At 58.6% G+C, this 21,052-nt stretch carries 12 protein-coding genes, 2 tRNA genes and 4 rRNA genes; 8 read left to right on the forward strand and 10 right to left on the reverse strand.

Translation table 11 applies throughout. The features are described 5' to 3' along the window. Window positions 1-391: 391 nt before the first annotated feature. From scpC to ACXHGZ_RS22595, 5 genes are all read right to left on the reverse strand, one after another. Window positions 392-1,885: a succinyl-CoA:acetate CoA-transferase ScpC gene (gene scpC / locus ACXHGZ_RS22575; protein WP_480461666.1), complete on the reverse strand. Its 1,494-nt coding sequence runs from the start codon at window positions 1,883-1,885 to the stop codon at window positions 392-394. 230 nt (window positions 1,886-2,115) lie between these two features. After that, entirely contained in the window at window positions 2,116-3,552 is a 1,437-nt protein-coding gene (locus ACXHGZ_RS22580) for an NAD(P)(+) transhydrogenase (Re/Si-specific) subunit beta (RefSeq protein ID WP_084855150.1), read from the reverse strand. Between the two features lie 2 nt (window positions 3,553-3,554). Continuing rightward, a complete protein-coding gene (locus ACXHGZ_RS22585; protein WP_008097413.1) occupies window positions 3,555-3,869 on the reverse strand; it encodes an NAD(P) transhydrogenase subunit alpha part 2 in 315 nt (104 codons plus the stop codon). 11 nt (window positions 3,870-3,880) lie between these two features. After that, on the reverse strand, window positions 3,881-5,002 hold the full coding sequence (locus ACXHGZ_RS22590; RefSeq protein ID WP_480461667.1) for a Re/Si-specific NAD(P)(+) transhydrogenase subunit alpha: 1,122 nt from the start codon (window positions 5,000-5,002) through the stop codon (window positions 3,881-3,883). 422 nt (window positions 5,003-5,424) lie between these two features. Beyond that, entirely contained in the window at window positions 5,425-6,342 is a 918-nt protein-coding gene (locus tag ACXHGZ_RS22595) for a LysR family transcriptional regulator (RefSeq protein WP_084855148.1), read from the reverse strand. Between the two features lie 164 nt (window positions 6,343-6,506). On the opposite strand from ACXHGZ_RS22595, the gene ACXHGZ_RS22600 reads away from it, so the two are divergent. The 8 genes from ACXHGZ_RS22600 to rrf (ACXHGZ_RS22635) all read left to right on the forward strand — a co-directional run bounded on the left by ACXHGZ_RS22600 (window position 6,507) and on the right by rrf (ACXHGZ_RS22635) (window position 14,879). Then, window positions 6,507-7,688 (forward strand): acyl-CoA dehydrogenase, encoded by a 1,182-nt coding sequence (locus ACXHGZ_RS22600; protein ID WP_224457561.1) that lies wholly within the window; start codon window positions 6,507-6,509, stop codon window positions 7,686-7,688. A gap of 15 nt (window positions 7,689-7,703) precedes the next feature. Next, a complete protein-coding gene (locus tag ACXHGZ_RS22605) occupies window positions 7,704-8,924 on the forward strand; it encodes a CaiB/BaiF CoA transferase family protein (protein WP_084855146.1) in 1,221 nt (406 codons plus the stop codon). Window positions 8,925-9,480: 556 nt separating this feature from the next. After that, window positions 9,481-11,017: ribosomal RNA gene (locus ACXHGZ_RS22610) — 16S ribosomal RNA — on the forward strand. Window positions 11,018-11,102: 85 nt separating this feature from the next. Beyond that, a tRNA-Ile gene (locus ACXHGZ_RS22615) sits at window positions 11,103-11,179 on the forward strand. A gap of 21 nt (window positions 11,180-11,200) precedes the next feature. After that, window positions 11,201-11,276, forward strand: a tRNA-Ala gene (locus ACXHGZ_RS22620). 242 nt (window positions 11,277-11,518) lie between these two features. After that, window positions 11,519-14,411: ribosomal RNA gene (locus ACXHGZ_RS22625) — 23S ribosomal RNA — on the forward strand. Between the two features lie 127 nt (window positions 14,412-14,538). Further along, window positions 14,539-14,654: ribosomal RNA gene (rrf, locus tag ACXHGZ_RS22630) — 5S ribosomal RNA — on the forward strand. A gap of 109 nt (window positions 14,655-14,763) precedes the next feature. Beyond that, window positions 14,764-14,879: ribosomal RNA gene (gene rrf, locus ACXHGZ_RS22635) — 5S ribosomal RNA — on the forward strand. The 16S, 23S and 5S rRNA genes sit together here with 2 tRNA genes alongside, the layout of an rRNA operon. A gap of 223 nt (window positions 14,880-15,102) precedes the next feature. Here the strand turns inward: rrf (ACXHGZ_RS22635) and ACXHGZ_RS22640 are convergent. The 5 genes from ACXHGZ_RS22640 to ACXHGZ_RS22660 form a co-directional block, all read right to left on the reverse strand. Further along, complete coding sequence (locus ACXHGZ_RS22640; RefSeq protein WP_480461670.1) at window positions 15,103-16,287, reverse strand: PepSY-associated TM helix domain-containing protein; 1,185 nt, start codon at window positions 16,285-16,287, stop codon at window positions 15,103-15,105. A gap of 81 nt (window positions 16,288-16,368) precedes the next feature. Further along, complete coding sequence (locus ACXHGZ_RS22645) at window positions 16,369-18,738, reverse strand: TonB-dependent siderophore receptor (RefSeq protein ID WP_480464114.1); 2,370 nt, start codon at window positions 18,736-18,738, stop codon at window positions 16,369-16,371. A 220-nt stretch (window positions 18,739-18,958) separates the two neighbouring features. Then, window positions 18,959-19,927 carry a FecR family protein gene (locus tag ACXHGZ_RS22650; protein WP_480461671.1) on the reverse strand — a complete coding sequence of 323 codons (969 nt, stop codon included), beginning with the start codon at window positions 19,925-19,927 and terminating at the stop codon, window positions 18,959-18,961. 4 nt (window positions 19,928-19,931) lie between these two features. Further along, window positions 19,932-20,432, reverse strand: a complete 501-nt coding sequence (locus tag ACXHGZ_RS22655; protein ID WP_480461673.1) for a sigma-70 family RNA polymerase sigma factor — start codon at window positions 20,430-20,432, stop codon at window positions 19,932-19,934. A 144-nt stretch (window positions 20,433-20,576) separates the two neighbouring features. Further along, entirely contained in the window at window positions 20,577-21,044 is a 468-nt protein-coding gene (locus tag ACXHGZ_RS22660) for an SRPBCC family protein (RefSeq protein ID WP_480461675.1), read from the reverse strand. Window positions 21,045-21,052 lie beyond the last annotated feature (8 nt).

Here is a 21,052-nt window from a genome sequence, read left to right on the forward strand (position 1 = left end):
CGGCATTAGGTAGTGATTTAACTGATGCCAATGATCCTCCTCTGTCGTCCAGAACAGTAGATACAGTTCATCTGTATTGCGATGGCTCAGTTAACTGTTTAACCCGACTGTTGCCCTTGAAATTGGCGCAACTGTACTGGTCAGCACTGATTTGGTGCATTTTTTTGTCGTGAAGGAATTTGCGAGGCGGGAAGGCCGGTTATTTACCGGTACAGTTGAACAGTTTTTGTGGGTTCTGTTCGAGGTTGTTTTGAAAACTGTGGTGGTCGTCTGTAGGAGCGGGCTTGTCCCGCGATCAAGGGCGAAGCCCTTGCCATAAAAACGTGATGGCAGGGCAGCCTAATCGCGGAGCAAACCCGCCCCTACAGGGTTCAATCAAGACAGCTGCGGATCAGCTGGCGAGCATGCGCCCGCTTTCTTCCAGGTTCTCGTGCCAGCTCAGCGCCTCGCGCAGGATGTGCGGGGTATGGCCGCCACGCTGACAGGCACGGTCGAAGTAGTCGTTGAGCGCAGCGCGGTAGTCTGGGTGTACGCAGTTGTCGATGATCGCCCGGGCACGTTCGCGTGGCGCCAGGCCACGCAGGTCGGCCAGGCCTTGCTCGGTGACGAGGATATCCACGTCGTGCTCGGTGTGGTCGACATGGCTGACCATCGGAACCACGCTGGAAATCGCACCGCCCTTGGCGATCGACTTGGTGACGAACACCGCCAGGTGGGCGTTGCGGGCGAAGTCCCCGGAGCCACCGATGCCGTTCATCATCTTGGTGCCGCAGACGTGGGTCGAGTTGACGTTGCCATAGATGTCGAACTCAAGCGCAGTGTTGATGCCGATGATCCCCAGGCGGCGCACCACTTCCGGGTGGTTGGAGATCTCTTGCGGGCGCAGCACAAGCTTGTCCTTGTAACGCTCCAGGTTGCCGAACACATCGGCATTGCGGCGTGTCGACAGGGTGATCGAGCTGCCCGAGGCGAAGCGCAGCTTGCCGGCGTCGATCAGGTCGAAGGTCGAGTCCTGCAGGACTTCGGAGTACATGGTCAGGTCTTCGAACGGCGACTCGATCAGGCCGCACATCACCGCGTTGGCAATGCTGCCGATACCCGCCTGCAGTGGGCCGAGCTTGTTGGTCATGCGGCCTGCGTCCACTTCGCGCTTGAAGAAGTCGATCAGGTGATCGGCGATGGCCTGGGTCTCGTGATCCGGTGGCAGCACGGTGGACGGCGAGTCCGGCTGGTCGCTGATGACGATGCCGACGATCTTCGCCGGGTCGATCGGAATGGCGGTGCTGCCGATGCGGTCATCCACCTTCACCAACGGGATCGGGGTGCGAGTCGGGCGGTAGGTGGGGATATAGATGTCGTGCAGGCCTTCGAGGTTGGCATTGTGCGACAGGTTGATCTCGACGATGACCTGCTTGGCGAAGATCGCGAAGCTGGCCGAGTTGCCCACCGAGGTGGTCGGTACGATGTGGCCTTGTTCGGTGATCGCCACCGCTTCGATGACTGCGATGTCCGGCAGCTTGAGCTGCTGGTTGCGCAGTTGCTCGACGGTTTCCGACAGATGCTGGTCGATGAACATCACCTGGCCGTCATTGATGGCCTTGCGCAGGGTGCTGTCCACCTGGAACGGCATGCGCCGGGCCAGGACACCGGCCTCGGTCAGCTGCTTGTCCAGGTCGTTACCCAGGCTGGCGCCGGTCATCAGGCTGATCTTCAGGGGCGATTGCTTGGCGCGTTCGGCCAGGGCATGGGGCACGGCCTTGGCTTCGCCGGCGCGGGTGAAACCGCTCATGCCGACGGTCATGCCGTCCTGGATCAGGCCAGCGGCATCAGCCGCACTCATTACCTTGCTGTGCAGGGAGGACAAGCGGATACGATCACGGTACATGGATTGTTATCTCGGGCTACTGAAGCTATTGGAGCGCAGTCTAGAGATTTCACCCGGTGCCGTCCCGCGACCATGGTCGTAGGCGAAGGCTGGAAATAGAGCCGTTGATCTGGATCATCTAAATGCGACAGCCCCCGGGAAGGTCGTTCCCGGGGGCTGTTCAAATTGCTGTGCGGGCCTTATCGCCGGCTTGCCGGCCATGGGCTGGAAATTGCCCTGGAAGAGGCGTGTTACTCGACCGCCTTGACCATGTCCTCGATCACCTTCTTGGCATCGCCGAACACCATCATGGTCTTGTCCAGGTAGAAGAGTTCGTTATCCAGCCCAGCATAGCCGCTGGCCATGGAGCGCTTGTTGACGATGATGGTCTTGGCCTTGAACGCCTCGAGGATCGGCATGCCGGCGATAGGCGACTTGGGGTCGTTCTTCGCAGCAGGGTTGACCACGTCGTTGGCGCCCAGCACCAGCACCACATCGGCCTGGCCGAAGTCGGCGTTGATGTCTTCCATCTCGAACACCTGGTCGTATGGCACCTCGGCCTCGGCCAGCAGCACGTTCATGTGCCCGGGCATACGACCTGCCACCGGGTGGATCGCATACTTCACGTTCACCCCGTTGTGGGTCAGCTTCTCGGTCAGCTCTTTGAGCGCATGCTGGGCGCGGGCTACCGCCAGGCCGTAGCCAGGGACGATGATCACGCTGTCGGCGTTGCTCAGCAGGAAGGTGGCGTCGTCAGCCGAGCCGGACTTCACCGGGCGCTGCTCCTTGGAGCCGGCAGCTGCGCCTGCGTCTACATCAGCGCCGAAGCCGCCGAGGATGACGTTGAAGAACGAGCGGTTCATCGCCTTGCACATGATGTAGGAGAGGATTGCACCGGACGAGCCCACCAAGGAGCCTGCGATGATCAGCATCGAATTGTTCAGCGAGAAGCCGATACCCGCCGCGGCCCAGCCCGAGTAGCTGTTGAGCATCGACACCACCACCGGCATGTCGGCGCCGCCGATCGGGATGATGATCAGCACGCCCATGATGAAGGCCAGGGCCAGCATCAGGGTGAAGGCGCTGTAATGGCCGGTGAAGGTGAACAGCAGGCCCAGGGCGATGGTGGTCAGGCCCAGGATCAGGTTCAGCTTGTGCTGGCCGGCGAATTGTACCGGTGCGCCCTGGAACAGGCGGAACTTGTACTTGCCAGACAGCTTGCCGAAGGCGATCACCGAGCCGGAGAAGGTGATAGCACCGATCGCAGCACCCAGGAACAGCTCCAGGCGGTTGCCGGTGGGGATCGGGTCGCTGATGCTGGCGACGATGCCCAGCGATTGCGGTTCGAGTACCGCGGCGATGGCGATGAACACCGCTGCCAGACCGATCATGCTGTGCATGAAGGCGACCAGTTCAGGCATCTTGGTCATTTCCACGCGCTTGGCCATGATCGAGCCGGCGGTACCGCCGATCAGCAGGCCGACGATCACGTAGCCGATGCCGGCGGTGGCCAGCTCGGCACCGAGCTTATAGATGAGGCCGACGGTGGTGAGGATCGCGATCCCCATCCCGATCATGCCGAACAGGTTGCCCCGACGCGACGTCGTCGGGTGCGACAGCCCCTTGAGCGCCTGGATGAAGCAGACCGAGGCGACCAGGTAGAGAAGCGTTACCAGATTCATGCTCATGCTTACTTCTGCGCCTCGTTCTTGGTTTTCTTCTTGAACATTTCCAGCATGCGGCGGGTGACCAGGAAGCCACCGAAGACGTTGACCGCCGCCAGGGCCACGGCCAAGGTCCCCATCACCTTGCCGGCAGGGGTGACAGTCAGGGCGGCAGCCAGCATGGCGCCGACGATGACGATTGCGGAAATGGCGTTGGTGACGGCCATCAACGGCGTATGCAGGGCTGGGGTGACGTTCCATACCACGTGGTAGCCCACATAGATGGCCAGCACGAAGATGATCAGGTTGTAGATGCCATGGGAAATCAGCATGTCTTCCATTGTCGTGCTCCTTAGCCGTTCTTGCGCACGACCTGGCCGTCGCGGCACATCAGGCACGCGGCGACGATGTCGTCTTCGAGGTTGATGACCAGCGCGCCGTCCTTGTCGAACAGCAGCTTCATGAAGTCCAGCAGGTTGCGTGCATAGAGCGCCGAGGCGTCCGCAGCCACCTGGGCCGGTAGGTTGGTCGGGCCGACGATGGTCACGCCGTTCTCCACGACTACCTGGTCCGCTACGGTCAGCGGGCAGTTGCCACCCTGGGCGGCAGCCAGGTCGATGACCACGGCGCCGGGCTTCATCTGCGCGACGGTTTCCGCGCTGAGCAAGGTTGGTGCCTTGCGCCCCGGGATCAATGCGGTGGTGATGACGATGTCGGACTGCTTGGCGCGCTCGTGCACCGCCTGGGCCTGGCGCTGCATCCAGCTGGCCGGCATGGGGCGGGCGTAACCGCCGACGCCTTCGGCGCACTCGCGCTCTTCATCGGTTTCGTAGGGAACATCGATGAACTTGGCGCCGAGCGACTCGATCTGCTCCTTGACCGCCGGGCGCACGTCCGAGGCCTCGATCACCGCCCCCAGGCGCTTGGCCGTGGCGATGGCCTGCAGGCCAGCGACGCCAGCGCCGAGGATCAGCACGCGAGCGGCTTTCACGGTACCTGCGGCAGTCATCAACATGGGCATGAAGCGCGGGTAGTGATGGGCAGCCAGCAACACGGCCTTGTAGCCGGCAATGTTGGCCTGGGACGACAGCACGTCCAGGCTCTGGGCGCGCGATGTACGCGGCGCGGCCTCGAGGGCGAAGGCGGTAATGCCGCGCTCGGCCATCTTGGCGATCAGTTCGCTGTTGAACGGGTTGAGCATGCCTACCAGCAGGCTGCCGCTGTTGATCTGGGCAAGCTCCTGGTCGTTGGGTGCGACGACCTTGAGCACCAGCTGCGCGCCGAATGCATCGGCGGCGTTGCCCAGGGAGGCGCCAACGGCTTCATAGGCACTGTCCGGAATGCTGGCGTTGAGCCCTGCCCCCCGTTGGACGGTGACCTGATGCCCCTGGCCAACCAGCTTCTTGATGGTTTCCGGGGTAGCGGCGACCCGCGTTTCGCCCGTCTGCGTCTCGAGAGGAACACCAATGTGCACGACTTTGTCTCCTGCGGTGACCTTTTGTCTTTGTTGAAACCAGTGCACTTCGGGTGGTGCATCTGGAGCGGCCGTTCAGCAACGAACCCGCCTGAATCCCGGGCGGGCCGAGCATTTTGCAGACGAAGCGAAGGGGCTTCAACCGGTTCTGGAGCGATACGAAGCCAAAACTACAAGTCACCCTGTGACCGTATGTCGCAACGATTCGAAAGCAGCCCGTCAAATGCGGGCAATTCAGAGATTACGGCAAAATTTGCAATTTTTTGTAGGCGTTGCGCGGATACGTTCGTGGATGTCGCAAATAAACCCTGAAAGCCGCGTGGTTGGGAGGCTTGAGTGCATTTTTCGGATAAGCAGGAACAGTTTGTTTATTCGCGACAATTCCTTATATCTGTAGGTGTTTAAAATAATTGACTACAGGGTCAGGAATGGAGGTCGTCACGGTGGGTCGCGGTATAGCGTGCGGCCTGTTCCACCAGCCAGTCGCGGAAGGCCCGAAGCGAAGCGGATTCCACCTTGCGCTCCGGAATCATCAGGTAGTAGGCCTTGGCGCTGGTCAGGGCCTGCCGGTTGGCGATGACCAGCCTGCCCTCCTCCAGCTCGCGTTGGATGAGGAACGGCGGAATCAGCGCAATGCCCATCTCGTGCATGGCTGCCTGGGCCAGCATGGAGAATAGCTCATAGCGTGGGCCTGTCATGTCGCGTTCCACGGTCATGCCCAGCTTGCCGAACCATTGGCGCCAGGCGTAGGGCCTGGTGGTTTGCTGCAGCAGTGGCAACTCGGCGATGCGCTGTGCCTCCAGGCTGGCTTGCCCTCCCAGCAGCGTCGGGTTGCATACAGGCACGGGGTTTTCGCCCATCAGCCGGTGGGACTGAGTGCCGGACCAGTCCGCGTCCCCGAAATAAATGGCGGCATCGAAGGCTGTATCGGCGAACAGGAACGGACGTGTGCGGTTGGTGAGGTTGACCGTGACTTCCGGATGACGCTGTTGGAAATCCTTCAGCCGCGGCAGCAGCCATTGCGTGCCGAATGTCGGCACCACGGCCAGTTCGATCACGTTGGCGCCCTGCTGGCGCATCACCGACAACGTGTCTCGTTCCACAGCGTCCAGTTGCGCAGCCACTTGGCGGCTGTAGGAAAGGCCGGCCTCGGTCAGCTTTACGCCGCGGCGAGATCGCCTGAACAGCTCGACATTGAGAAAGGCTTCCAGGCCGCCGATCTGGCGACAAACGGCCCCTTGGGTCAAGGCCAGTTCCTGCGCCGCCTTGGTGAAGCTCTCGTGGCGGGCGGCCGCTTCGAAGCAGACCAGGGCCGTGGTGCTGGGAATCTTGCGGCGCATGTACGTTAACCTCACTTCTCGGGTGTTGAATATGGCGTTTTGTGCCATTTCGGAGTGACAAAATATCACTAAAGCGTGCGCAATCTTCGTTTGTCCCTGCGGTTGATCAGGCCTAGGATCAAGGCACAAGACATTTTCGTTCCCACATTTCGAGGAATTCGCCCATGGCCGGTAAAGCAAGCTTCAACTGGATCGACCCGCTGCTGCTCGACCAGCAGCTCACTGAAGAAGAGCGCATGGTTCGTGACAGCGCCTATCAGTTCGCCCAGGACAAGCTGGCCCCCCGCGTGCTGGAGGCCTTCCGCCACGAGCAGACCGACCCTGCGATCTTCCGCGAAATGGGCGAAGTCGGCCTGCTGGGTGCGACGATTCCGGTCGAGTACGGTGGCAGCGGCTTGAATTATGTGTGCTACGGCCTGATCGCCCGTGAGGTGGAGCGCATCGACTCTGGCTACCGCTCGATGATGAGTGTGCAGTCGTCGTTGGTGATGGTGCCGATCAATGAGTTCGGCAGCGAAGCGCAGAAACAGAAATACCTGCCCAAGCTGGCCACCGGCGAGTGGATCGGCTGCTTCGGCCTGACCGAGCCCAACCATGGTTCCGACCCAGGCTCGATGATCACCCGTGCACGCTCGGTCGACGGCGGCTACCGCCTGACCGGCAGCAAGATGTGGATCACCAACAGCCCGATCGCCGACGTGTTCGTGGTCTGGGCCAAGGATGATGCCGGCGATATTCGCGGCTTCATTCTCGAGAAGGGCTGGGAAGGCCTGAGCGCTCCGGCCATCCATGGCAAGGTTGGCCTGCGTGCGTCGATCACCGGTGAAATCGTCATGGACAACGTGTTCGTGCCGCAAGAGAACATCTTCCCCGAAGTGCGAGGCCTCAAAGGCCCGTTCACCTGCCTGAACTCGGCCCGCTATGGCATCTCCTGGGGCGCGCTGGGTGCGGCCGAGGCGTGCTGGCATACCGCTCGTCAATACACCCTGGACCGCAAGCAGTTCGGTCGCCCGCTGGCGGCCAACCAGCTGATCCAGAAGAAGCTGGCCGATATGCAGACCGAGATCACCCTGGCCCTGCAAGGCTGCCTGCGCCTGGGCCGGATGAAGGACGAAGGCACCGCAGCAGTGGAAATCACCTCGATCATGAAGCGCAACTCCTGCGGCAAGGCCCTGGATATCGCGCGCATGGCTCGCGACATGCTCGGCGGCAATGGCATCTCCGACGAGTTCGGTGTGGCCCGTCACCTGGTCAACCTCGAGGTGGTCAATACCTACGAAGGCACCCATGACGTCCATGCGCTGATCCTTGGTCGCGCCCAGACCGGCATCCAGGCGTTCTACTGATCGGAGGAGCCTGCCATGGGTGCGCTTTCACATCTGCGGGTGCTGGACCTTTCGCGCGTGCTGGCGGGGCCTTGGTCCGGCCAGATCCTCGCCGACCTTGGGGCCGACGTGATCAAGGTCGAGCGCCCCGGTACGGGTGATGACACCCGCTCCTGGGGGCCGCCCTTCCTCAAGGACGCCCAAGGCGAGAACACCAGCGAGGCGGCTTATTATCTCTCGGCCAACCGCAACAAGCGGTCGGTGACCATCGACTTCACCCAGCCGGACGGTCAGCGCCTGGTGCGCGAGTTGGCGGCGAAGTCGGATATCGTCATAGAGAACTTCAAGGTGGGTGGGTTGGCTGCCTATGGGCTGGACTACGAGAGCCTGAAAGCGGTCAACCCGAAGCTTATCTACTGTTCGATCACCGGGTTCGGGCAGACCGGGCCTTATGCCAAGCGTGCGGGCTATGACTTCATGATCCAGGGGCTGGGTGGGCTGATGAGCCTGACCGGGCGCCCCGAGGGTGACGAGGGTGCTGGCCCTATAAAGGTCGGCGTTGCCTTGACCGACATCCTGACCGGGCTCTACTCGACGGTCGCGATCCTGGCGGCTCTAGCCTATCGTGACCAGACCGGCGTCGGTCAGCATGTCGATATGGCGCTACTGGATGTGCAGGTAGCCTGCTTGGCGAACCAGGCGATGAACTACCTCACCACGGGCACGCCGCCTCGGCGCCTGGGCAATGCACACCCGAACATCGTGCCTTATCAGGACTTCCCGACCGCGGATGGCAATTTCATCCTCACCGTGGGCAACGATGGGCAGTTCCGCAAGTTCGCCGAAGTAGCCGGGCAGCCGCAGTGGGCGGATGACCCACGCTTTGCCACCAACAAGCAGCGGGTTGCCAACCGTGCCGAACTGATTCCATTGATTCGCCAGGCCACGGTATTCAAGACCACGGCCGAGTGGGTCAGCGAACTGGAAAAGGCCGGCGTGCCCTGCGGGCCGATCAATGACCTGGCGCAGATGTTCCAGGACCCGCAGGTGCTGGCCCGAGGCTTGGCGCTGAATATCGCCCACCCGCTGGCGGGCAGTGTGCCGCAGGTGGCGAGCCCTATTCGGTTGTCCGAAACACCGGTGGAATATCGACAGGCCCCTCCTTTGCTGGGTGAGCATACCAATGCGGTACTGGAGGAGGTATTGGGGATGGATGTCGAAGCGGTACAGCGCTTGCGGGGGGCTGGGGTGCTGTGAACTGCTGGTAGCTATATAAGCAGCGGGGAGGCCGAAAGGCTTTCCCGTTTTGTTTTTTGGCGAATATTAAAGTTTTTTGAAAATAACGGTTGACGTGCCGTTTCAGGGGCCTATAATGCGCCCCACTTCCGACGCAGTCGAAACGCAAAACTCCTTGAGATTCAATGAGTTGAACGCTTCAGGTAGTATCGGAAGGCTTCGGTCTCACAGATCGGTAGCGGTGAAAAAGGCAGTTGACAGCAGGTTTTAACGCTGTATGATTCGCCTCCCGCTACGAGAGATCGCAGCGAGTTAAGCGGTTGAAGTTGAACGAAAAACTTCAAAATAAACGCTTGACAGACTCTGAGGAAAGCGTAGAATGCGCGGCCTCGGTTGAGCAAAGCGCTTAACCAAATCGCTCTTTAACAATCGAATCAAGCAATTCGTGTGGGTGCTTGTGAGTACGGACTGATAGTCGCCAAGATTATCAGCATCACAAGTGGCCATGCGAGAAATCACATAGTCATTTGAGATTGCTGAGCCAAGTTTAGGGTTTCTTAAAAACCCAAGCAGTATTGAACTGAAGAGTTTGATCATGGCTCAGATTGAACGCTGGCGGCAGGCCTAACACATGCAAGTCGAGCGGATGATGGGAGCTTGCTCCTTGATTCAGCGGCGGACGGGTGAGTAATGCCTAGGAATCTGCCTGGTAGTGGGGGACAACGTTCCGAAAGGGGCGCTAATACCGCATACGTCCTACGGGAGAAAGTGGGGGATCTTCGGACCTCACGCTATCAGATGAGCCTAGGTCGGATTAGCTAGTTGGTGAGGTAATGGCTCACCAAGGCGACGATCCGTAACTGGTCTGAGAGGATGATCAGTCACACTGGAACTGAGACACGGTCCAGACTCCTACGGGAGGCAGCAGTGGGGAATATTGGACAATGGGCGAAAGCCTGATCCAGCCATGCCGCGTGTGTGAAGAAGGTCTTCGGATTGTAAAGCACTTTAAGTTGGGAGGAAGGGCAGTAAGTTAATACCTTGCTGTTTTGACGTTACCGACAGAATAAGCACCGGCTAACTCTGTGCCAGCAGCCGCGGTAATACAGAGGGTGCAAGCGTTAATCGGAATTACTGGGCGTAAAGCGCGCGTAGGTGGTTCGTTAAGTTGGATGTGAAAGCCCCGGGCTCAACCTGGGAACTGCATCCAAAACTGGCGAGCTAGAGTATGGTAGAGGGTGGTGGAATTTCCTGTGTAGCGGTGAAATGCGTAGATATAGGAAGGAACACCAGTGGCGAAGGCGACCACCTGGACTGATACTGACACTGAGGTGCGAAAGCGTGGGGAGCAAACAGGATTAGATACCCTGGTAGTCCACGCCGTAAACGATGTCAACTAGCCGTTGGAATCCTTGAGATTTTAGTGGCGCAGCTAACGCATTAAGTTGACCGCCTGGGGAGTACGGCCGCAAGGTTAAAACTCAAATGAATTGACGGGGGCCCGCACAAGCGGTGGAGCATGTGGTTTAATTCGAAGCAACGCGAAGAACCTTACCAGGCCTTGACATGCAGAGAACTTTCCAGAGATGGATTGGTGCCTTCGGGAACTCTGACACAGGTGCTGCATGGCTGTCGTCAGCTCGTGTCGTGAGATGTTGGGTTAAGTCCCGTAACGAGCGCAACCCTTGTCCTTAGTTACCAGCACGTTATGGTGGGCACTCTAAGGAGACTGCCGGTGACAAACCGGAGGAAGGTGGGGATGACGTCAAGTCATCATGGCCCTTACGGCCTGGGCTACACACGTGCTACAATGGTCGGTACAGAGGGTTGCCAAGCCGCGAGGTGGAGCTAATCTCACAAAACCGATCGTAGTCCGGATCGCAGTCTGCAACTCGACTGCGTGAAGTCGGAATCGCTAGTAATCGCGAATCAGAATGTCGCGGTGAATACGTTCCCGGGCCTTGTACACACCGCCCGTCACACCATGGGAGTGGGTTGCACCAGAAGTAGCTAGTCTAACCTTCGGGAGGACGGTTACCACGGTGTGATTCATGACTGGGGTGAAGTCGTAACAAGGTAGCCGTAGGGGAACCTGCGGCTGGATCACCTCCTTAATCGAAGACATCAGCCTGCTGATGAGCTCCCACACGAATTGCTTGATTCCTTGAAGAAGACGATGCTGTAACGCGACCCTGTTATAGGTCTGTAGCTCAGTTGGTTAGAGCGCACCCCTGATAAGGGTGAGGTCGGCAGTTCAAATCTGCCCAGACCTACCATTCGCTGGGTGCAGAGACGACGGGGCCATAGCTCAGCTGGGAGAGCGCCTGCCTTGCACGCAGGAGGTCAGCGGTTCGATCCCGCTTGGCTCCACCATTTGCTTTGCTACGCAGTTACCTGCAGAACTTAGAAATGAGCATTCCGCTGTGAATGTTGATTTCTGACTTTTGTCAGATCGTTCTTTAAAAATTCGGATATGTGATAGATAGACTGATGACCACTTTCACTGGTGGGCCATCAGGCTAAGGTAAAATTTGTGAGTTCTGCGCGAACGCGCGACATGCGAATTTTCGGCGAATGTCGTCTTCACAGTATAACCAGATTGCTTGGGGTTATATGGTCAAGTGAAGAAGCGCATACGGTGGATGCCTTGGCAGTCAGAGGCGATGAAAGACGTGGTAGCCTGCGATAAGCTTTGGGGAGTCGGCAAACAGACTGTGATCCAGAGATCTCTGAATGGGGGAACCCACCTAGGATAACCTAGGTATCTTGCACTGAATACATAGGTGCAAGAGGCGAACCAGGGGAACTGAAACATCTAAGTACCCTGAGGAAAAGAAATCAACCGAGATTCCCTTAGTAGTGGCGAGCGAACGGGGACCAGCCCTTAAGCTGGTTTGAGATTAGTGGAACGCTCTGGAAAGTGCGGCCATAGTGGGTGATAGCCCCGTACACGAAAATCTCTTGCCAGTGAAATCGAGTAGGACGGAGCACGAGAAACTTTGTCTGAACATGGGGGGACCATCCTCCAAGGCTAAATACTACTGACTGACCGATAGTGAACCAGTACCGTGAGGGAAAGGCGAAAAGAACCCCGGAGAGGGGAGTGAAATAGAACCTGAAACCGTATGCGTACAAGCAGTGGGAGCCTACTTTGTTAGGTGACTGCGTACCTTTTGTATAATGGGTCAGCGACTTATATTCAGTGGCGAGCTTAACCGAATAGGGGAGGCGTAGCGAAAGCGAGTCTTAATAGGGCGTTTAGTCGCTGGGTATAGACCCGAAACCGGGCGATCTATCCATGGGCAGGTTGAAGGTTAGGTAACACTGACTGGAGGACCGAACCGACTACCGTTGAAAAGTTAGCGGATGACCTGTGGATCGGAGTGAAAGGCTAATCAAGCTCGGAGATAGCTGGTTCTCCTCGAAAGCTATTTAGGTAGCGCCTCATGTATCACTCCAGGGGGTAGAGCACTGTTTCGGCTAGGGGGTCATCCCGACTTACCAAACCGATGCAAACTCCGAATACCTGGAAGTGCCGAGCATGGGAGACACACGGCGGGTGCTAACGTCCGTCGTGAAAAGGGAAACAACCCAGACCGTCAGCTAAGGTCCCAAAGTCATGGTTAAGTGGGAAACGATGTGGGAAGGCTTAGACAGCTAGGAGGTTGGCTTAGAAGCAGCCATCCTTTAAAGAAAGCGTAATAGCTCACTAGTCGAGTCGGCCTGCGCGGAAGATGTAACGGGGCTCAAACCATGCACCGAAGCTACGGGTATCACCTTAGGGTGATGCGGTAGAGGAGCGTTCTGTAAGCCTGTGAAGGTGAGTTGAGAAGCTTGCTGGAGGTATCAGAAGTGCGAATGCTGACATGAGTAACGACAATGCGAGTGAAAAACTCGCACGCCGAAAGACCAAGGTTTCCTGCGCAACGTTAATCGACGCAGGGTTAGTCGGTCCCTAAGGCGAGGCTGAAAAGCGTAGTCGATGGAAAACAGGTTAATATTCCTGTACTTCCAGTTATTGCGATGGAGGGACGGAGAAGGCTAGGCCAGCTTGGCGTTGGTTGTCCAAGTTTAAGGTGGTAGGCTGAAATCTTAGGCAAATCCGGGATTTCCAGGCCGAGAGCTGATGACGAGTTGCCATTAGGCGACGAAGTGGTTGATGCCATGCTTCCAAGAAAAGCTCCTAAGCTTCAGATAACTGGGAACCGTACCCCAAACCGACACAGGTGGTCGGGTAGAGAATACCAAGGCGCTTGAGAGAACTCGGGTGAAGGAACTAGGCAAAATGGCACCGTAACTTCGGGAGAAGGTGCGCCGGCGAGGGTGAAGGACTTGCTCCGTAAGCCCATGCCGGTCGAAGATACCAGGCCGCTGCGACTGTTTATTAAAAACACAGCACTCTGCAAACACGAAAGTGGACGTATAGGGTGTGACGCCTGCCCGGTGCCGGAAGGTTAATTGATGGGGTTAGCGCAAGCGAAGCTCTTGATCGAAGCCCCGGTAAACGGCGGCCGTAACTATAACGGTCCTAAGGTAGCGAAATTCCTTGTCGGGTAAGTTCCGACCTGCACGAATGGCGTAACGATGGCGGCGCTGTCTCCACCCGAGACTCAGTGAAATTGAAATCGCTGTGAAGATGCAGTGTATCCGCGGCTAGACGGAAAGACCCCGTGAACCTTTACTATAGCTTTGCACTGGACTTTGAGCTTGCTTGTGTAGGATAGGTGGGAGGCTTTGAAGTGGGGACGCCAGTTCTCATGGAGCCATCCTTGAAATACCACCCTGGCAACCTTGAGGTTCTAACTCAGGTCCGTGATCCGGATCGAGGACAGTGTATGGTGGGTAGTTTGACTGGGGCGGTCTCCTCCCAAAGAGTAACGGAGGAGTACGAAGGTGCGCTCAGACCGGTCGGAAATCGGTCGCAGAGTATAAAGGCAAAAGCGCGCTTGACTGCGAGACCCACACGTCGAGCAGGTACGAAAGTAGGTCTTAGTGATCCGGTGGTTCTGTATGGAAGGGCCATCGCTCAACGGATAAAAGGTACTCCGGGGATAACAGGCTGATACCGCCCAAGAGTTCATATCGACGGCGGTGTTTGGCACCTCGATGTCGGCTCATCACATCCTGGGGCTGAAGCCGGTCCCAAGGGTATGGCTGTTCGCCATTTAAAGTGGTACGCGAGCTGGGTTTAGAACGTCGTGAGACAGTTCGGTCCCTATCTGCCGTGGACGTTTGAGATTTGAGAGGGGCTGCTCCTAGTACGAGAGGACCGGAGTGGACGAACCTCTGGTGTTCCGGTTGTCACGCCAGTGGCATTGCCGGGTAGCTATGTTCGGAAGAGATAACCGCTGAAAGCATCTAAGCGGGAAACTTGCCTCAAGATGAGATCTCACTGGGATCTTGAATCCCCTGAAGGGCCGTCGAAGACTACGACGTTGATAGGTCGGGTGTGTAAGCGCTGTGAGGCGTTGAGCTAACCGATACTAATTGCCCGTGAGGCTTGACCATATAACACCCAAGCAATTTGCTGTTGCGAATTGCGGTGGTGAAGACGAACGAACCGAAAGTTTGCATCACAAATTCACATATCCGAATTGGCTGGCATGTCCATCTGGACGTTCTGGCAACAGAATTTCTTGACGACCATAGAGCATTGGAACCACCTGATCCCATCCCGAACTCAGCAGTGAAACGATGCATCGCCGATGGTAGTGTGGGGCTTCCCCATGTGAGAGTAGGTCATCGTCAAGATTCATTTCGCAAAACCCCTATCTGCGTGAGCAGGTAGGGGTTTTGTCTTTAAGTAGAGAGACCAGAGATTCGCCGGCACGTCCTGAGGACGGGCTAGCACACAGAATTTCTTGACGACCATAGAGCGTTGGAACCACCTGATCCCATCCCGAACTCAGCAGTGAAACGACGCATCGCCGATGGTAGTGTGGGGCTTCCCCATGTGAGAGTAGGTCATCGTCAAGATTCATTTCGCAAAACCCCTATCTGCGCGAGCAGGTAGGGGTTTTGTCTTTCCGCTCTCCGAAAGACTTACGCCTCCCCTGTAGGAGCGGCCTTGTGCCGCGAATCGGGCGCGTAGCGGCCGTCACCCTACCACCTCGATCACCCTGGTGCACCGCGCTGCCTGGGCCCACGGCCGCTACGCGCCCGATTCGCGGCACAAGGCCGCTCCTAGACCTGGCCGGGTTCAACGTACCTCGACCCTGCGCAGCCTGCTGCTACGCCTGGCCTGCAGCTTGCGCCACCAGATATACACCCCGGTGAGCGAAAGCACCGCTATCACCACCCCCAGAATCGCAATCAGCACCTGCCCGGTGACCCCAATGATGCGTCCCCCATGGATGGGCAATTGCAAGCGGTAGAACTGTTCTCCCAATGTCCCCTGGCCCGCGATCTCTTGGCCTAGCAAGTGCCCATCAGTCCCATGGAAGAACAACCAGGACTTACCATGCGCATCGGTATCGTGCTGGCCAAAACCTGCGCCATAGAAGTTGTACTCGAAGCTGTAGTAGAGCTCGCCTATCGGCGCGGTCAGCCCTAACCGCGCGCCTTCCTCCTGGGCTAGCTGATATGCCTGTTGGTAAGTCAGCTGGGTCACCCCCAGCGCCTCTTTCGGCATTGCGCCTCGGGCTTCGTAGACGCTCGGTTCCACCGGTGAGAAAAGCGATACCGCTGGCTTGAACACTTGTGCAGGCAAGTTCATCGCCACGCTGCTGATCGCAATGGGTAATAGCAAGAGCCACAACCACAAGCCACTCGCCCTATGGACGTCCATGTTCAACCGATAGGTATGACCGCCTTTGATCTTCCAGGCCGTGGCCCACTTACGCCAGAACGGTCGACCACGGGGCAGGGTGAGCAATACGGCAATGAAGCAGTCCAGCACCCAGAGGATGGCCACCACACCCATCAACAGGACGCCCCAATTGCCAGGTAAGGTCAGGCTGTAATGCAGTTCCAGAATGAACGGCATGAAGTTCTCGCGAGAGAAGCAGCAGTCGCCCCAATAGCGCTGACCGAGGGTTTCGCCGCTGACCGGGTCGAGGTAGAAGACCGTGTTCTTTTCATCATAGGGCTGGCCAGACTGCGGATCGTTGCGCGGCACCATGGCCAAGAGCGCGGAGTGCCCAGGCTCCTGTGGATATTCCATGTACCAGACCTGCAGGCGTGGATGTTCGCTTTGTACCTTATCCACAAGCACGCCCGGCTCTTGGAGCGTGCCTACAGCCGACGCTTCATAGAAACCTGGATTGAGCCACTCATCGATTTCATGGTGGAAGGCCAGCACGCTGCCGGTCAGGCCGGCCAGTGCAAGAAACACTGCAGTGACCAAGCCCAGGTAGCGGTGCAGCAGGACATAGAGTTGACGCATGGAAACGGGACTCCGATAAAACGCCAGAAACGAAAAAGCCAGCCCCTGGTTCAGGTGCTGGCTTCATGCACGGAAAGAGGGTCAGAACTGATAGCTGACCGTGGCGCTGACATTGCGTTCTTCGCCCATGTAGCAGTAGTTCAGGCTTGCGCAGGAGGCGACATAGGACTCGTTGGTCAGGTTGTTGGCATTCAGGCGCACGTCCATGCCCTTGAGGCCAAGCTTGCCCAGGTCGTAGCCGATCGATGCGTCGAACAGGGTGTAGGAGGGCACCTTCATGCTGTTTTCCGCATCGACCCAGCTGTACCCCACATAACGGACCCCACCGCCCAGGCGCAGGCCATCCAGGGAGCCCTGGTTGAAGTTGTAATCAGCCCAGAGCGAGTACATCTGTTCAGGTGCCTGGGTCGGTGAATTGCCCTTGTTGTCCAGGCCTGGTGTCACCAGGCTGGGCATTGCCTTAGCGTACTCGACATCCGTGTAGGTGTAGCCACCGATCAGCTTGAGGTTATCAGTGACTTGCACATGAGCCTCGAGCTCCAGGCCTTGGGAACGCACTTCACCCACTGCACGGTAGAACTCTTCGTCCGGTTGCTTGGAGGCCAGGTTTTCCTGTTCGATGCGGAACACCGAGGCCGTGAACAGGTTATCGGTACCCGGTGGCTGGTACTTGATACCGGCTTCCCATTGCGTGCCTTCCGTAGGCGCCAGCGGTCGGCCGTCCTGGTCGGAAACGGTGTTGGGGTTGAACGACTCGGAATAGCTCACATAGGGCGCAATGCCATTCTCGAACAGGTAGAGCACGCCGGCCCGGGTCGTAAACTTGGAACGGTCGTCGTTGACCTTGGTGTCGGTATCGCGATTTTCTTCGGACACCTTCACCCAGTCCTGGCGAAGGCCAAGGGAAAAGCGCCACTGATCCAGCTCGACCAAGTCCTGCAGGTACACACCGGTTTGCTGCAGACGTCGCAGGTAATTGTTCTCACCCAGAATCTGCAGGTTGCCGTTGCCATATTGCGGGTTGCTGGCGTCCAACGGGTCGACCGTGCCATAGCGCCAGGCGACATCGGCTTTGCGCCGCTGGTAGTCGGCGCCGAGTAGCACGGTGTGCTTGGCAGCTCCGGTGAAGAATTCCGCCTGAAGCATGTTGTCGATTATGAACGAGTGCAGGCGCTCGTCACCGCCGGTATAGGCCCGGTTGAGGATATTGCTGGTGGCATCGGCCCAGCCAGCAGAATAGACCTGGTCCATCGAAACATCCGAATCCTGGTAGCGGAAGTTCTGACGCGCCGTGAAGACATCGTTGAAGCGATGCTCGAACTGATAGCTGAATGACTGCTGGGTGCGTTCGTAGTTGTCGATCCCGGGCTCACCTTCGAAGAAATGGTCGGAAAGACGCAGCCCATTACGCGGGTGGAGCATGCCATCGGCCGGGTTACCGCCGTGGTAGCCGCCATTGGGGTCGTGTTGCAGGTAAGCCTGCAAGGTCAGCGAGGTGTCTTCGCTGAAGTCGATGCTCACCGCAGGGGCGAGGGCATAACGCTCTTCCTTGTTGTGGTCGAACTGTGTGTCGGAGGCATCGGCAAGGCCGGTCAGGCGGTAGGCGATGCGTTTGTCGTCATCCAGGGGCCCGCTGAAGTCGAACCCCATGCCGCGCTGCCCTTGGGTGCCCACGGTGCTCTGGATTTGGTGATACGCATCGAACAGCGGCTTCTTGGTGGTCAACGCGACCAGGCCACCGGGTGAGCTGCGGCCGTACAGTACGGAGGAGGGGCCCTTGAGGATATCGATACGTTCGAGGAAATACGGGTCTACCTGCATGGTGCTGTAGGTGCCGTTGTCGCCCATGGACTTCAGGCCATCGACATAAATGTTGTCCACGGAGCCATCGTTGAAGCCGCGCATGGCGACATAGTCGTAGCGGTGGGTCGCGCCATAGGGATTGGTCAGCACACCCGGTGTGTAGCGCATGGCCTGGGCGACGGTCTGTGAACCCTGGTCGTCCATCTGTTGGCGAGTGACCACCGACACCGACTGGGTGGTTTCCAGTATCGGCATGCTGGTTTTGGTCGCCACCTGACTATGTGTAGCGTTATAGCCTTCCATGCTGCCCAGGGCATTGCCGAGGGTGAAGGCGCGCACGTCGGTGCTTGGCAGGGCAAGCGCCGCGTCCTCAGGCTGGGCGCGCAACACATAGCTGCGACCATCCTGGCTGACCGCTTCCAGGCCGGTGCCATTGAGCAGTTGGCGTAGAGCCTGGTCCGCGGAATAGTGCCCTTGCAACCCCGGGGATTGCAGCTCGCCAGTCAGTTGTGGGGTGCTGGAAAGGGTGATGCCAGCTTGGCGCGCGAATTGGTTGAGTACAGTATCCAGGCTCCCTGCAGGAATCGCATAGGGCTGGCTGACGCTTACCGGCTCGGCAGCCATGGCCAGCGGCGCAATGCTGGCCATGCCGAGGGTGGTGCCGAGCAGGGCGGCGCGTATCGCCTTGCCGAGCAAGGTTGAATCCAAGACAGGTCGAAACTCATTCGTATTGATGGGGTTCAGCGAGCGCTGGGCGTCTGGCATGGGTAGGGTCCGTGAAAATCGATTAGGGCTGAAGGCGTTGCTTACAGTCCTAGCCGGACCTGAAGGAAAAACCCGCCAGAAAGTGTTAGAGAGATATAAGAAATCAAGCCAGCCGTTCTACCCGGACCCACCAGCGTGTGCGCAGGCGAAGTGTAATTGGCAGCGTCTGTGGCAGCAGCCCAAGGAGCTTGTCGGTGTCTTCCAGGCGGAACACACCGGAAAGGCGTAAGTCGGCAACGTCATCGCTGCAGCCGAGATAACCATGACGATACCGGGCGACTTCTGCGAGAAAGTCGGCCAGGCGCATATTACGGGTGACGATCAGCCCTTCGGCCCAGGCGCTGGCGTCCATCTTGGGGTGTTCGATCAGCCGGACGCCCTGGTGGTCGAGACGCCAAGTCTGCCCGCTGGTGAGCCACGACAACGGACCGCCCGCCGCGTGATGCACGGCCACCTTGCCTGTACTGACGCTGACACGGGTGCAATCAGCGTCCTGGCGCACCACGAAACGACCGTCGAAGCCTTCGAGCAGCGCATCGTGGGTTTCCACCAACAGCGGGCGTCCATGGGCCTGCTGGGTGTTACAGGTGAGCATCAGCTCGCCCTGCCTGAGGCGCACAAGCCGCTTGTGCTCATCGAAGGCCAGGTCAGCGGTGCTGCGGGTGTTGAGCTGCAACTGCGAGCCATCTGGTAGCGTGAAGGTGCGGCGTTCGCCGGTACTGGTCGCGAAGTCCGATGTCCAGTTGCTCAGCAGTTGCAGGTCCTTGGCCAGCCAGGCAGCCGAGCCTGCCAGGGCGACACCGCTCAACAGCCTCAGGGCCTGGCGTCGGTGCAGGCGGCGTTGGCTGGTCTCCAAGGTTTGCAGGGCGACGCTGGCGCCAGGGATAGTGCGAAGGTTGAGCTCCTGATGCAGGCTGGTGACCCGCTGCCAGGCCAGCTCGTGATCATGATGCGCTTTGCGCCATTGCTCGCACTGCATCAGCAGGCTGGGGTTCTGGCTGCTTTCACGCAGGCGCAGCATCCAATGGATCGCCTGCTTGACCACCTTGGACGAGGGATTGTTGATGCCCATCGTTTCAGGGCTCGTCTTCATAGCGCAGCAGATAGCAATGATAGAGCGCATCCGCTACGTAGCGTTCGACGGAGCGCAGGGAGATACCCATCTGTTCGGCAATGGCTTTGTGGCTCAGCCCATCGCATTGAGCCAGGAGGAAGGCGCGACGCACCTTTGGCTTGAGACCTTCGAGCATGCGTGCGATGCGTTCGAGCAATTCCAGCATGAGTTCGCGGGTTTCGGCACAGGGTACCTCGGCCTGCGGTGCATGGGCGAGCGCTTCGAGGTAGGCGCGCTCCAACTCCTCGCGACGCCAATGGTCGATCACCAGGCCCCGTGCAACGGTCCGTAGGAAGGCACGGGGCGCATTGAGCTCCAGCTGCTCGCGTTGCAGCAGGCGAACGAAGGTGTCCTGGGCCAGGTCCGCCGCGTCGGCAGCATTGCCGAGCTTGCTGCGCAGCCAGGTATACAGCCAACCATGGTGGTGGTTGTAGAGCGTGTGCACAGAGTCTCTGGAAGGCATGGAGGCGCACTGCGGTGATGGGTATGAATGATAATTAGTCTCATTGTTGGCGGGATGGCGTTTTTTTGCAACAGCCCGCGGGTGCTATCGTCGCGCCATCCATCATAAAAGGGCTCCGCCGGCCAAGGGCCGGCGGAGGCACGCTCAGCTCAGCAGGTTCTTCACATTGTGCATGGCCTCGTCGGCGAAGCCCTGAAGGAACGCCTGGAACCCCGGCAGCACCTCGGCCCCACCTTCCCATGGCTCGGCCCGGATGGTCCAGGTGGCCCGGCTGTGGGTATCGTCGAGGGCTTCGACCTGCATCGCCGCCCACAGGTTGCCGATATTCAAGCTGGTGTAGATCAGGCTCCAGGTCATATACATGGCCTGCTCGTCCCGAGCGTTCAACTGCTCGATGACCACATTGCCGTCCTTGAACAGTTTCTTGCGGATGGAGCGCATGCCGCTACCGGTCATCTCGATGTGCGAGAGCGCGGGAATGAATACCGGGAACCCTGCGAAATTGCCCACGATGCTCCATACGCTGGTGGCGGGGGCTGCGATGTCTACATGGGCCACAACCTGGCAGCCTTCGGGGTTACGGATCAGGGTATCGGGTTTGAGGGTTTGCATGTGCATTG

The sequence above is a fragment of the Pseudomonas shiyinii genome, from assembly GCF_056725765.1.

Excerpts from the sequence above, each read along its gene's own strand:
- ACXHGZ_RS22600 (WP_224457561.1), top strand. The coding sequence starts at position 6,507 with ATGGCCGGTAAAGCAAGCTTCAACTGGATCGACCCGCTGCTGCTCGAC.
- ACXHGZ_RS22650 (WP_480461671.1), bottom strand. The coding sequence starts at position 19,927 with ATGGGCATCAACAATCCCTCGTCCAAGGTGGTCAAGCAGGCGATCCAT.
- ACXHGZ_RS22655 (WP_480461673.1), bottom strand. The coding sequence starts at position 20,432 with ATGCCTTCCAGAGACTCTGTGCACACGCTCTACAACCACCACCATGGT.
- ACXHGZ_RS22585 (WP_008097413.1), bottom strand. The coding sequence starts at position 3,869 with ATGGAAGACATGCTGATTTCCCATGGCATCTACAACCTGATCATCTTC.
- ACXHGZ_RS22595 (WP_084855148.1), bottom strand. The coding sequence starts at position 6,342 with ATGCGCCGCAAGATTCCCAGCACCACGGCCCTGGTCTGCTTCGAAGCG.
- scpC (WP_480461666.1), bottom strand. The coding sequence starts at position 1,885 with ATGTACCGTGATCGTATCCGCTTGTCCTCCCTGCACAGCAAGGTAATG.
- ACXHGZ_RS22640 (WP_480461670.1), bottom strand. The coding sequence starts at position 16,287 with ATGCGTCAACTCTATGTCCTGCTGCACCGCTACCTGGGCTTGGTCACT.
- ACXHGZ_RS22580 (WP_084855150.1), bottom strand. The coding sequence starts at position 3,552 with ATGAGCATGAATCTGGTAACGCTTCTCTACCTGGTCGCCTCGGTCTGC.
- ACXHGZ_RS22660 (WP_480461675.1), bottom strand. The coding sequence starts at position 21,044 with ATGCAAACCCTCAAACCCGATACCCTGATCCGTAACCCCGAAGGCTGC.
- ACXHGZ_RS22645 (WP_480464114.1), bottom strand. The coding sequence starts at position 18,738 with ATGGCCAGCATTGCGCCGCTGGCCATGGCTGCCGAGCCGGTAAGCGTC.
- ACXHGZ_RS22605 (WP_084855146.1), top strand. The coding sequence starts at position 7,704 with ATGGGTGCGCTTTCACATCTGCGGGTGCTGGACCTTTCGCGCGTGCTG.